Source organism: Leclercia sp. UBA5076 (assembly GCF_002416465.1).
Classification (GTDB): domain Bacteria; phylum Pseudomonadota; class Gammaproteobacteria; order Enterobacterales; family Enterobacteriaceae; genus Enterobacter.
In genome coordinates, this window is sequence record NZ_DIAO01000009.1 from 1 (window position 1) to 12007 (window position 12007).

A 12007-nucleotide genomic window follows, 5' to 3' on the forward strand; every position below is an offset into this window, starting at 1 on the left:
GAACTGCCAGGCATCAAATTAAAAAACCCCGTACCTTATGGTGCGGGGTTTTTTGCTTTTCCACCCTGGCGGGCACAATCAACAATCTCTGGCTAAAATAACAAGATACGCATCGTCAGCGAGGTTATTTTGCCGAACCCCCCCTTTAACTATCAACAAGATTTCGCCAACATAAACTTTCGCGACCATCCTGAGCTTTACCAGGTAGGGCGGGGAGAACAAGGCGTTCTGCTGGTTGAACCTTACAAAAGCGAAATTCTGCCCTACTGGCGATACAAAAATGCTGAGGTTGCGACAAAATCTGCGCAGGAAATATACGCACTCTTTGAGCAATACCGTCAGCAAGACGATTTTGTGGGCATGGATATGGCCAGAAAATTCATCCAGATGGGATATACCCGCGCCAGACGCTACGCCAACCACAAAGGCGGAAAAAAGTACGATGATGAATGCAATGTTCGTCCACTGGATCACGATCCCGTTAAAGCCGAAGCCGCAAAAGTATTCAAAGGATGGTGGGACAAAATTCGCGCCGATGAGGATTATTTACAGAGAAAACAAGCGCATCAAAAAAAGTGGGGCTGATGATGTTATCCGTGTCAGGACGCATTTTGTGACGGAGATAACAAAATTAAATGAAACATAATAGAAACAATTATTTTACCTAACGTTAAATTTTAAATCTGGTTTTACTGGAGTGGGTGCTTTGGCCCGCATTGTAAGACAGGGGATTTAAAATGACAGAAACCGTAGCAAGTACAGATACGGATAGTAAAAAACTGGCAGAGGACGATACTCGCCGCAGGATTTGGGCAATCGTCGGTGCATCTTCAGGCAATCTGGTTGAATGGTTCGACTTTTACGTGTACTCGTTTTGCTCGCTCTATTTTGCCCATATCTTCTTCCCATCCGGCAACACCACTACCCAGCTTCTGCAAACTGCAGGCGTTTTCGCCGCAGGCTTTTTGATGCGTCCAATCGGCGGCTGGCTCTTTGGGCGTATTGCCGATCGAAAGGGGCGAAAAACGTCCATGCTGATCTCCGTCTGCATGATGTGTTTCGGCTCCCTGGTTATCGCCTGCCTTCCGGGCTATGACACTATCGGCACTTGGGCTCCAGCCTTACTGCTGTTGGCGCGTTTGTTCCAGGGACTTTCCGTTGGGGGGGAATATGGCACAAGCGCGACATATATGAGTGAAGTTGCCGTGGAAGGGCGTAAAGGCTTTTATGCCTCATTTCAGTACGTCACCCTGATCGGGGGACAGCTCCTGGCAATTCTGGCCGTCGTGATCCTGCAACAGGTTCTGAGTGATGAAGATCTCCGTGCCTGGGGATGGCGTATTCCTTTTGCGCTTGGCGCCCTCCTTGCCATTGTGGCGCTGTGGCTGCGCCGTCAGCTGGACGAAACGTCGCGTAAAGAGGTAAGGACGTTAAAAGAGGCAGGTTCTTTTAAGGGCTTGTGGCGTAACCGGAAGGCCTTTTTAATGGTGCTCGGCTTTACGGCTGGCGGTTCGCTCACCTTCTATACCTTCACTACCTATATGCAGAAGTATCTGGTTAATACAACGGGTATGCACGCTAACGTGGCGAGCATGGTCATGACGGTGGCGCTCTTTGTCTTTATGCTCACCCAGCCCATTATCGGTGCGCTGTCGGATAGAATCGGTCGTCGTAGCTCAATGCTGATTTTCGGCGGGTTGTCGGCAATATGTACTGTGCCCATTCTCACTGCACTCCAGCATGTCACATCTCCTTATGCCGCTTTTGCACTGGTGATGGTCGCATTGGTCATTGCCAGTTTTTACACCTCGATCAGCGGCATTCTTAAGGCAGAGATGTTTCCGGCTCAGGTGCGTGCACTGGGCGTTGGGTTATCTTATGCGGTGGCTAACGCGCTGTTTGGCGGCTCAGCGGAATATGTAGCCCTGTCATTAAAATCGGTGGGGAGTGAGGCAATCTTTTTCTGGTACGTCACGCTGATGGGGGCGCTGGCATTTATGGTTTCTTTAATGCTGCACCGCAAAGGGAAAGGCGTGCGTCTTTAATGATCCGCCATCTGCCAGACGGCATAGCCGGTAGTCGCACCGGCTATGTCCCAGGCAAAATCTTTCCAGCTCCAGCCGCTCCCTGCCGGGCGGCTGTCCCAGAGCTCTTTCGATGCCCCCAGACTGACCGAAAACATCAGGCCGTATGCAGCGCTGCAGTCGCGGCTGTAGCCCTGGCGCTGTGCATATTCATTACCCGCAGCCGAGAGCATCGCCGAGGCTAAAAAGTGTTGCGCCTTATCCTGACCCGACCAGCTATCCTGAGCCATATGGCTGCATCCGCCCAAAACCAGGCAGCCCATTAACAGCAAATAACGCACAACGACCTCCATAAAAAAGCCCCGTCAATGACAGGGCTGAAGATTACAGGATGCGGCTAATCAACCGGTCGATTCGGATGCGACGTAAACGGCGAATTAGCTTACGCACTTTCACCGGATAGTCAGCGATACTTTGCAGATCGCGATAATGGTTAACCACAGTGGTGTGCGTGCGGATCAGATCCAGTTCACGGTCGCGCGGAGCAGCCAGCTCCTGGCGGGGATCGTGGATCAAAATCGCATTTTCTAGATCCAGTCGCCACGCGCGGGGATTGAGGTTATTGCCCGTCAGCAGCATCCATTCATCATCAACCCACATGCCTTTCAGGTGATAGCTGTTATCTTCATCTTTCCACAGACGCACAACCAGCTGATCGGTATTCACATAGTACTGCAGGCGGCTCAGGAAGCGGCGCAGGTTGATCTCATAGAGATAAGGCAGGGCGCCGATGATCTTAAATGGCTGATCTTCAGGAATGAAGAAATCGTTCGCGGTTTTATCGCCAACGATAATTTCCACCTTTTTACCGTCGCGTAACAGCTGAATGATGTTACGCACCAGCACCGCCGGCAGGTTGAAGTACGGTGTACAGATGGTCAGCTTATGTTCTGTACACGGCATCAGATGGAAGATGGTCTTGTTGAGCAGGCTGGATTTACCCAGCCCAACCAGTGGGGTCACTGCAAGCTGTTCATTATCGGCATCGCCCTGGAAATGGAACATGGCATCGCGCAGTTCCTGACGGAAAAGGCGGATCTCATTTTTGATCTCCGGGCTTTTTGGTCGCTGCGGATCGTCAAGCCGATTCACGCCGCGGCCATGCACCAGATGTTGGTCCACCCACTCAAACATGACGTCAGCCATGCGGGCATTACGCACCAGGTGATAACGATCGTAACGGTATTTATCCAGTTGATGCAGATAGACATCGTTCAGACTCGCGCCGCTATAGAGCACGCTGTCATCAATGATAAAGCCTTTGAAATGGAGAACGCCCAGAGCTTCGCGGGTGTTAACAGGAACACCATAAACGGGGACATCTACGCCGGGGTTTTCCTGCGCCATGCGGCAATACCAGTCGGCATTGGTGTTGGACGCAGCGGCGCCAATACGACCGCGCTGGGCGCGATGCCAGTCGACCAGGATACGGACATCCAGCTCAGGGCGCTGGCGTTTGGCTTCGTACACGGCGCGTAAAATGGCGCTGCCGCCCTCATCCTGTTCAAGATAAAGCGCGATAATGCAGATACGATGCGTTGCGCTGGCAATTTTTTCCAGTAGCGTCTCCCGAAAGTCGGCGGGAGCATAAAAAAACTCTACATCATCAACTGACTGAGAAATCTTCGGTAGTTGAGCAAGGTGTTGTTGATGTTTATTACGCTTAAATTTTGACAACATCACAGTGCGTTTCTTCTCTGTTCATTGAAGGATTATATGTACTATGTAGACAACAGAAGCGGGCAATCATACCACCAGTGCCGTTTAAAGTGGTCAACATTTCCAGTACCTTACTCTTGTTTACCTGATGGCATAAGCTGCAGAGTCAACCCGACGATCCCATCTTCAAGCTGGATATCAACGGTAAAGCCCAGCTTTCGCGCCAGGGCGACCATGCCACGGTTGTTAGGCATGGTAATGCCATTGAGGCGGATCAGTCCGTGATCGCGCGTATAACTGATCAGTTTTTCGAGTAATCGTCTTCCCAGCCCAAGACCTTTCAGATCGGAGCGAACAAGCACCGCAAACTCCGCATCAACGTTATCAGGATCGGAGATGGCACGTGTGACGCCAAGGATTTCATCGCCCTCTTCAGTGCGTCGGACAGCAACGAAAGCCATTTCCCGATCGTAGTCGATCTGCGTCATATTGGCTAAATCTTCGTGGGTAAATTCGTTGATTTCGCTAAAGTAGCGGTAATACAAATCTTCTTTTGTGACCTGGGCGATAAAGCGCTGAAGCTGGGGTTCATCTTCAGGAAGGATAGGGCGGAACAGCGACAGTTCGCCATTTTTCATCTCCACCCACTCTTCAAGCTGATGGGGGTAAGGGCGAATAGCAAGCCGGCTTTCGCGATCGCCGGTATAGGCCGCCACATCCATCGTCACATCCAGCGCCGTCAGTTCGCTGCCGGATACCAGTAAAGGATGAATATCCAGACGCTGGATTTCCGGGCTATCGACAATCAGGTTCGATACCTGCACCAGGAACTGGCTCAGGGCGGCGATATCCAGCGGTCTTAAGGCACTGCGTCCACGGATCTTTTTGCTCTTAATCCCCTGAATCACCAGATAACGCGCCAGGTTCATGTTCAGGGGCGGCAGGGCAACCACCGCCTGCTCTTCAGGGCGCCACTCCACGCCCCCTTCGCCCAGCATAATCAGCGGACCGAAGACCGGATCGTGTTCCACTACCACCCGTAGCTCCTGCGCGCCGGCACGATTAGCCATGCTCTGCACCAGCAGGCCGTGGATCCGCGCCTGGGGCCAGGCCATTTTAACGCGATCGATAATGGCATCCGCCGCCTGCTGGACTTCCACCGCGGTACGCAGATACAACATCACCCCCTGAACTTCAGATTTATGCGGGATATCTGGCGAACGCAGTTTCAGTGCTACCGGATAACCGATCTGCTCGGCAATATGCACCGCTTCCGCGCTGTCGCTGGCGATCCAGGTGGGCAGTGTATGCAGGCCATAGGCGGTGAGGATCGGCTGTACCTCATGGGTATCCAGCGAACGCGCGCCGTCATCAATGGCACGCTGCAACAGGTCGTGAGCATGACCCGTATTGGCGGTCAGGTTTCCCGGCAGGGCAGGCGTCTCCCGCAGCTGTTTCTGATTGCGCCGGTACTCCACCATATGCATAAAAGCGGTGATAGTGCCTTCCGGGGTACGGTAAGTGGGGAGGCCAGCCTCGCTGAACAGACGTCGCGCCTCCTGAGATGAAAATTCACCGCACCAGTTGGTCAGAAGCGACACATACTTTCCACGCGGATGCTTCTTCACAATATCAATCAGCGCACGAGCGCTTTCGCTGCCCGGGGCTACGGCACTAGGGGAGTGAATAACCATCAGGGCATCAAAATCCTGGCTGTCCAGCAGGATATTGAGTGCCATGAGATAGTGCTCGCTGCTGGCATCGTCGCGTAAGTCGAGTGGATTACCCGGCTCCACGCCGGACGGCAATGCCTCACGCAGGCGCTGCATTGTCTCTTCGCTGAGTGTGGCCAGCTTACCGTTACGCAGCCACAGTTCATCCAGCGCCAGCGCGGCCGGTGCGGCCCCGTTACTGATGATCATCAGCCGTTCCCCGCGCAGCGGGCGCATATGGCTGAGCGTTTCGACAGCGGAAAAGAGTTCGTGGGTGTCCTGAACACGCAGCAAGCCGGCACGCTGGATAGCGGCATCCCATGCCGGATCCATGCCTGAATGAGAATGCAAAAGACGTTGGGCGGCCGGGCTACGCCCGCTTTTGATCACCAGAATCGGTTTGTTGCGTGAAGCGCTACGGGCTGCCGAGACGAAGCGTCGCGCGTCGCTGAGATGCTCAAGATAGAGCAGGATGGCGCTGGTTTTACTATCGCGCGCCAGAAAATCCAGCAGCTCGTCAACGTCAATGTCCAGACCGTCGCCCAGCGCGATGAAATAGGAAAAGCCCATTTCGCGCTGCTGGGCCCAGTCGAGGATAGTATTAGAGACCGCCGCCGACTGGGAAATAAAGGCCAGCTTGCCTTTACGTATCGGGACGGGAGAAAAGCTGGCATTCAGCCCCTGCCACGGTGCCAGCAGACCCAGACTGTTTGGCCCCAGCAGTCGCATCTGGTAGCGCGTCGCGCAGGCCAGCAGCTCCGCCTGTTGTTCAGGGGGCGAAGAGAGAATAATGCAGGTTTTGCAGCCCTTCTTCCCCAGTGCGTCGAGCAGGGCGATGTTACGTCGGGCGTGGGTGCAGAGCACCGCGAGATCGGGAATGAAGGGCAGGCTCTCCACATCCGGCCAGGCAAGGACACCCAACACCGCCTTATACGCGGGGGTAACCGGCAGTATCGGGCCATTAAAGCCGCCAGCGAGCAGGTTACGCATCATCAGATAACCGGCGCGTTCAGGCTTCATCGACGCGCCAATCACGGCAATGGATTTAGGGCGGAGTAAGGCTTCTAGCCCGCGCTGGCTCATACAGATCTCCTGAAAAGGCGAGTGACCTGATGATTTTAAACGCTTTCCGGCTCCGCCGCTGTGATGCTTCCCTTATGAATGGTTTTTCCGGCCAGATAACGTTCGCGAAAGCGTGAGAAGTGATCGCCCAGGGCGCCTGCCGCCTGAACGTCCCCCGCCAGATCCAGCAGGGCAATGGCCACTTCGGCAGTACAATACTGGCCTTCTGCGTGGGCTTCACGCAGCCGGTAAGCCGAGACGCGCGACAAATCGACGGAGATCACCGGCAGCGCATCCAGATAGGGGCTTTTGCGAAACATTTTACGCGCTTCAGTCCAGGTGCCATCCAGCATGATAAACAGCGGCGGTTTGCCGGCGGAGGGCGCGGTAATTACCTGGCGCGTCTCACCGGCGTAGGAGGCCGGAAACACTACCATCGGTTGATAGTCGGGGCTGGCGACCAGATCGAGCAGCGCCTGAGGTGGCTCAGTGCGTGACCACTGGAAGGCTGCGGTATCCGGTAGAATATCGGCGATCAGCCGTCCGGTGTTGCTGGGCTTCATCGGTTCGGTATCGAACATCACCAGGCAGAAACGGCTTTGAGCATGGCTGGGCGCCAGCGTCGCGCAGAGACACTGCCTGAGCGGCAGCAGACAGCGCTGACAGCGACGAATGCGGTTACCACGGGCAAGAAAAGGGCGAGTCGCACGCGCCAGGCGTTGGGCGCGCAGTTGCAGTACGGCGTTATCAGTCATGGGAAGGAGCGCAGAAAAAACGCCATTCTCGCAGAGGCGAGGGCGGGGCACAAGTTACGTGCCCCGGAATGTCAGAGGGATTCGTTCAGCCAGCTATCAAAAGGTGCTTTCGGAACGGCACCATTGAGCATATCGACGACTTCACCATTTTTGAAAATCATAATGGTCGGGATACTACGAATGCGGAAGCGGGAGCTCAGTTCGCGCTCAGCTTCGGTGTTCACTTTCACAAAACGCATTTTACCGCTACGCTCTTCGGCGACATCTTCAAAGATCGGCGCAAAGTTACGGCAAGGGCCGCACCAGGGTGCCCAGAAGTCTACAACAACCGGCAGATCATCCTTCAGCAGTTTATCCAGAGTTTCGCCGGTAGCATTAATCACGTCACCATCGAACAATTCATGACCGCAGCGTCCGCATTTTGCTCCGTCATCAATGCGATCTTCCGGAATGCGGTTAAGAGCCTGGCAGTTGGCACATACGGTATTCATAACTAACCTCAGGTAGAGCAGGGGGACAAATCGGCAACATGCCGGTTATGTTTCCAATATGTTACATATTATCAACGACCCTGTTTGAAACGACAATGCGTTTTGTTCAATGAGAACAATAGTCACAGGCTTTTATACGAAGTAATGGCTATGCGCCGGGACATCGGGTAATCTGCGCGCTTCGCGCAGCGCTGGTGGAGAAAAGCATGAACGACGAACTGAAAAACAAAAGCGGCAAGGTCAAAGTGATGTATGTCCGCAGTGACGATGACTCTGATAAACGCACCCAAAATCCGCGTACCGGAAAAGGTGGCGGACGTCCAGGGCCATCTCGTGCAGACGGTGGCCGTCGCCCCGCCCGCGATGAGAGAAGCAGCCGCGGTGATGACCGCAAACGTGACGACCGTAAGCGTGATGATTTCAAACGCGACGATTTTAGCCGCGACGCCTCACCGTGGCGTACCGTCTCCCGCGCGCCGGGCGACGAGTCCACAGCGCCCGTCGATCACGGCAGCATGGCCGGTAAAACGGTTATCGATCCGGAAGTGATCCGCCGTCAGCGTGCCGAAGAGACGCGCGTCTATGGCGAAAACGCCTGTCAGGCCCTGTTCCAGAGCCGTCCTGATTGCATCGTGCGCGCCTGGTTCATCCAGAGCGTCACGCCGCGTTTCAAAGAAGCGCTGCGCTGGATGGCGGCCAACCGCAAAGCCTACCATGTGGTGGACGATGCTGAGATCACCAAAGCGTCTGGCACCGAACACCATGGTGGCGTCTGCTTCCTGATTAAGAAACGTAACGGTACCACCGTTAAGCAGTGGGTCAGCCAGGCTGGCGAAGATGATTGCGTGCTGGCCCTGGAAGACGTGGGTAACCCGCACAACCTCGGCGCCATGATGCGCAGCTGTGCCCACTTCGGCGTGAAAGGCGTTCTGTTGCAGGATGCGGCTCTGCTGGAATCCGGCGCAGCAATCCGTACGGCGGAAGGCGGCGCGGAGCACGTTCAGCCGATCACTGGCGACAGCGTGCTGGAAGCGATTGAGCAGTTCCGTCAGGCGGGCTATGCCATCGTGACCACCTCCAGCCACAAAGGCACCACGCCGCTGTTTAAAGCGACACTGCCCCGTAAGATGGTGCTGGTGTTGGGTCAGGAGCGCGATGGTCTCTCCGATGCGGCACTCTCCAGCGCCGATCTGAGCGTCTCTATCGATGGCACCGGCAATGTAGAAAGCCTCAACGTATCCGTTGCGACCGGCGTTCTGCTGGCGGAATGGTGGCGTCAGAACAAAGCATAATCCCGCTTTGTTCGTCGTTCGTAGGCCCGGCAAGCGTAGCGCCGCCGGGCAATGTGCCGGGTGGCGGCTTCGCCTTACCCGGCCTACAACAACTTACTCGCTTTCAGCCGGTAACTCCGGCATCCAGTCAATCGGCGTTTCGCCCTGTTTCTCCAGCCACTCATTCGCCAGCACAAAATGATTGCAGCCAAAAAAGCCGCGATGGGCTGACAGCGGTGACGGGTGCGGCGCTTTCAGCACATGATGGCGCTGAGTATCAATGATCGACCCTTTCTTCTGCGCATGCGATCCCCAGAGCAAAAAGACCACGCCTTCCCGGTGCTGGTTAATCAGGCTGATGACCTTGTCGGTAAATGTCTCCCACCCGAGGCTGGCATGAGAATGGGCCTGCCCGGCGCGAACCGTCAGCACGGTGTTGAGCAACAGAACGCCCTGACGCGCCCAGCTTTCCAGGTAACCATGTGAAGGTCGGGTAAACCCCGGTACGGAGGCTTCCAGCTCCTTATACATATTCAGCAGGGAAGGGGGGATAGCAACGCCCGGACGCACAGAAAACGCCAGGCCGTGTGCCTGACCCGGTCCGTGGTAGGGATCCTGTCCCAGGATAACCACTTTGACATCTGCCAGCTCGGTAAAACGAAAGGCGTTGAACACATCTTTCTGGGGCGGATAGATGGTGATGCCGTCCTGACGTTCCGCGGCAACGGTATTCAGAGTATTAACGAAGTAAGGCTGTTTTTTTTCATCGGCCAGTACGTCGTGCCAGGTTAAAGGTGCTGTCATCTCGCTCTCCTGCGAATTTTCACTGTCTTTAGCTTAACTGCATATGACGAGGGAACAAAACTGGCGAGCCAAAAATGTCATTGCACTGAAAAATATTGAAAATTTACACGGAATTTTGAAGCCAATTGCGAGGTTAAAATTGATATAAAACAATAATCTCCGTTTATCACCCTTTTACTGGTGTGGTTTTTGTTGATTTAAGTCAAGGAATGGCGAGGGTTTGACTGATATATATACACTCAAGCAACAATGGTTTTACCAATTGCCCGGACGAACGGGCGACACCCAATATTGTAGTGTAAGGGAGACATCACATGATTACTGGTATCCAGATTACTAAAGCTGCAAACGACGACCTGCTGAACTCTTTCTGGCTGCTGGACAGCGAGAAAGGCGAAGCGCGTTGCGTATGCGCAAAAGCAGGCTTTGCTGAAGATGAAGTTGTTCAGGTTAACGCGCTGGGCGAGTTCGAATACCGCGAAATCCCTATGGAAATCAAACCTGAAGTCCGCGTTGAAGGCGGTCAGCATCTGAACGTTAACGTGCTGCGTCGTGAAACGCTGGAAGATGCTGTTAAGCATCCGGAAAAATATCCGCAGCTGACCATCCGTGTTTCTGGCTACGCGGTACGCTTTAACTCACTGACTGCCGAACAGCAGCGCGACGTTATTGCCCGTACCTTTACTGCCAGCCTGTAATCGTTACCAGCGTACAGATAAAAAAAGCCGGGTTAGAACCCGGCTTTTTTATTACTCTTCTTTCTGTGTCACCGGCGCGCTGCCGCTAGGCTTACGACGCTTGCCCACGTTTTTGGTATCACGGTGGCGTTGCTTCACGCGCGGTTTCTCTTTCTCTTTCGCCTTTTTCTCGGCACGTTTAGCGAGCACTTTCTTGGACGGTTTGCCCGTCATTTTTTCGCTCGGCGCACGGGTGCTCGGACGCAGTTCGTCGATCACGCGGGCCTTCAGCGGCTCTTCAACGTAACGACCAATTTTTTGCAGCAGCAGATGGTCATGCGCTTCGACCAGCGAAATGGCTGTCCCTTTACGCCCGGCACGACCGGTACGGCCAATGCGGTGGAGATAGGTATCCGCAGTGCGCGGCAGATCGAAGTTGAACACGTGGCTGACATCAGGAATATCAATACCGCGCGCAGCAACGTCGGTCGCCACCAGCACGTTCACGCGGCCATCGGTCAGACGTTTGATCGCTTCGTTACGTTTAATCTGCACCATCTCGCCTTCGAGATAGCAGTTATTGATACCCGCTTCACGCAGCCAGGTCGCCAGCTCGTGCACACGCTCACGTTTCCGTACAAAGACGATAGAGCGGGTGGCTTCAGGCTGTTTCAGCAGGTGGATCAGCAGCGCGGTTTTATGCTGAATATCATCGGCGCGGTAGTACCACTGATGGATCTTCTTGCGCTCGCGGGTGGACGGGGTGGCGGAAACCTCAACTGGGTCCTCCAGAAGACGCTCAGCAAAATCTTTAATTGCATCGCCTTCCAGCGTCGCGGAGAAGAGCATAGTCTGCTTACGCCAGCGGGTCTCACCGGCAATGTGTTCGATATCCTGCGCAAAGCCCATATCCAGCATACGGTCAGCTTCGTCAAGAATTAAGGTTTCAACCGCACGGCAGTCGAAGTTCTCTTCTTTGATGTATTGCAGCAGACGCCCGGTCGTCGCAACGACGATATCCTGGTTCTCACTGAATACTTCGGCGTGGTTCATATAGGCCACACCGCCGGTAATGGTTGCGATATCCAGGTGGGTATTCTTCGCCAGCTCACGGGCATGATCGGTAACCTGCATCGCCAGTTCACGGGTCGGGGTGAGGATCAGAATACGCGGCGGACCTGATTTCTTACGCGGAAAATCCAGCAGATGCTGCAACGCAGGCAGCAAATAGGCTGCCGTTTTACCCGTGCCGGTTGGCGCAGAACCGAGCACGTCACGGCCCTCCAGTGCAGGCGGAATTGCCGCTTCCTGAATAGCGGTCGGGCGTGTGAAGCCTTTTTCCTGGAGCGCGTCCAGAAGGCTTTCATCGAGTTCAAGTTCGGAAAAAGTCGTTACAGTCATGTTCTACCTCTGTGTGGGGCGCTGATTATAGACGTTACGGCTGCAATCTTCATCTGTTTGTGTGGATATCCCTTTTCCGTCGTTACGCTTT

The 12007-nt window shown here is 54.5% G+C and carries 11 protein-coding genes; 4 read left to right on the plus strand and 7 right to left on the minus strand.

Annotation, left to right across the window (positions count from 1 at the left end; translation table 11 throughout):
* Nucleotides 1-129: 129 nt before the first annotated feature.
* Both B3X29_RS09230 and B3X29_RS09235 read left to right on the plus strand, forming a co-directional pair.
* Nucleotides 130-585: a DUF4385 domain-containing protein gene (locus B3X29_RS09230; RefSeq protein ID WP_290527347.1), complete on the plus strand. Its 456-nt coding sequence runs from the start codon at nucleotides 130-132 to the stop codon at nucleotides 583-585.
* A gap of 152 nt (nucleotides 586-737) precedes the next feature.
* On the plus strand, nucleotides 738-2045 hold the full coding sequence (locus tag B3X29_RS09235; RefSeq protein ID WP_159340019.1) for an MFS transporter: 1308 nt from the start codon (nucleotides 738-740) through the stop codon (nucleotides 2043-2045).
* Here B3X29_RS09235 and B3X29_RS09240 read toward each other — a convergent pair.
* From B3X29_RS09240 to trxC, 5 genes are all read right to left on the minus strand, one after another.
* Nucleotides 2042-2377 carry a YfiM family lipoprotein gene (locus tag B3X29_RS09240; protein ID WP_409454960.1) on the minus strand — a complete coding sequence of 112 codons (336 nt, stop codon included), beginning with the start codon at nucleotides 2375-2377 and terminating at the stop codon, nucleotides 2042-2044. The genes B3X29_RS09235 and B3X29_RS09240 overlap by 4 nt on opposite strands.
* Before the next feature lie 31 nt (nucleotides 2378-2408).
* Entirely contained in the window at nucleotides 2409-3764 is a 1356-nt protein-coding gene (gene pssA, locus B3X29_RS09245) for a CDP-diacylglycerol--serine O-phosphatidyltransferase (protein WP_159340020.1), read from the minus strand.
* 110 nt (nucleotides 3765-3874) lie between these two features.
* Nucleotides 3875-6538, minus strand: coding sequence for a bifunctional acetate--CoA ligase family protein/GNAT family N-acetyltransferase (locus B3X29_RS09255; RefSeq protein ID WP_159340021.1), 2664 nt, complete (start codon nucleotides 6536-6538; stop codon nucleotides 3875-3877).
* A 35-nt stretch (nucleotides 6539-6573) separates the two neighbouring features.
* Complete coding sequence (gene tapT / locus B3X29_RS09260; protein WP_103180767.1) at nucleotides 6574-7272, minus strand: tRNA-uridine aminocarboxypropyltransferase; 699 nt, start codon at nucleotides 7270-7272, stop codon at nucleotides 6574-6576.
* 71 nt (nucleotides 7273-7343) lie between these two features.
* Nucleotides 7344-7763 carry a thioredoxin TrxC gene (trxC, locus tag B3X29_RS09265; RefSeq protein ID WP_103180766.1) on the minus strand — a complete coding sequence of 140 codons (420 nt, stop codon included), beginning with the start codon at nucleotides 7761-7763 and terminating at the stop codon, nucleotides 7344-7346.
* A 206-nt stretch (nucleotides 7764-7969) separates the two neighbouring features.
* Here trxC and B3X29_RS09270 point away from each other — a divergent pair, with 206 nt between their 5' ends.
* A complete protein-coding gene (locus B3X29_RS09270; RefSeq protein ID WP_103180765.1) occupies nucleotides 7970-9055 on the plus strand; it encodes a tRNA/rRNA methyltransferase in 1086 nt (361 codons plus the stop codon).
* Nucleotides 9056-9148: 93 nt separating this feature from the next.
* On the opposite strand, the gene ung is transcribed toward B3X29_RS09270, so the two are convergent.
* Nucleotides 9149-9838 (minus strand): uracil-DNA glycosylase, encoded by a 690-nt coding sequence (gene ung, locus B3X29_RS09275; protein ID WP_103180764.1) that lies wholly within the window; start codon nucleotides 9836-9838, stop codon nucleotides 9149-9151.
* 314 nt (nucleotides 9839-10152) lie between these two features.
* Here ung and grcA point away from each other — a divergent pair, with 314 nt between their 5' ends.
* Nucleotides 10153-10536: an autonomous glycyl radical cofactor GrcA gene (gene grcA, locus B3X29_RS09280; protein WP_103180763.1), complete on the plus strand. Its 384-nt coding sequence runs from the start codon at nucleotides 10153-10155 to the stop codon at nucleotides 10534-10536.
* A gap of 51 nt (nucleotides 10537-10587) precedes the next feature.
* On the opposite strand, the gene srmB is transcribed toward grcA, so the two are convergent.
* Nucleotides 10588-11916: an ATP-dependent RNA helicase SrmB gene (gene srmB / locus B3X29_RS09285; protein ID WP_159340022.1), complete on the minus strand. Its 1329-nt coding sequence runs from the start codon at nucleotides 11914-11916 to the stop codon at nucleotides 10588-10590.
* Between the last annotated feature and the right edge of the window lie 91 nt (nucleotides 11917-12007).

What these genes read in the sequence shown, in the direction of transcription:
- B3X29_RS09235 (WP_159340019.1), top strand. Translation starts at nt 738, where the DNA reads ATGACAGAAACCGTAGCAAGTACAGATACGGATAGTAAAAAACTGGCA.
- B3X29_RS09240 (WP_409454960.1), bottom strand. Translation starts at nt 2,377, where the DNA reads ATGGAGGTCGTTGTGCGTTATTTGCTGTTAATGGGCTGCCTGGTTTTG.
- pssA (WP_159340020.1), bottom strand. Translation starts at nt 3,764, where the DNA reads ATGTTGTCAAAATTTAAGCGTAATAAACATCAACAACACCTTGCTCAA.
- B3X29_RS09255 (WP_159340021.1), bottom strand. Translation starts at nt 6,538, where the DNA reads ATGAGCCAGCGCGGGCTAGAAGCCTTACTCCGCCCTAAATCCATTGCC.
- tapT (WP_103180767.1), bottom strand. Translation starts at nt 7,272, where the DNA reads ATGACTGATAACGCCGTACTGCAACTGCGCGCCCAACGCCTGGCGCGT.
- trxC (WP_103180766.1), bottom strand. Translation starts at nt 7,763, where the DNA reads ATGAATACCGTATGTGCCAACTGCCAGGCTCTTAACCGCATTCCGGAA.
- B3X29_RS09270 (WP_103180765.1), top strand. Translation starts at nt 7,970, where the DNA reads ATGAACGACGAACTGAAAAACAAAAGCGGCAAGGTCAAAGTGATGTAT.
- ung (WP_103180764.1), bottom strand. Translation starts at nt 9,838, where the DNA reads ATGACAGCACCTTTAACCTGGCACGACGTACTGGCCGATGAAAAAAAA.
- grcA (WP_103180763.1), top strand. Translation starts at nt 10,153, where the DNA reads ATGATTACTGGTATCCAGATTACTAAAGCTGCAAACGACGACCTGCTG.
- srmB (WP_159340022.1), bottom strand. Translation starts at nt 11,916, where the DNA reads ATGACTGTAACGACTTTTTCCGAACTTGAACTCGATGAAAGCCTTCTG.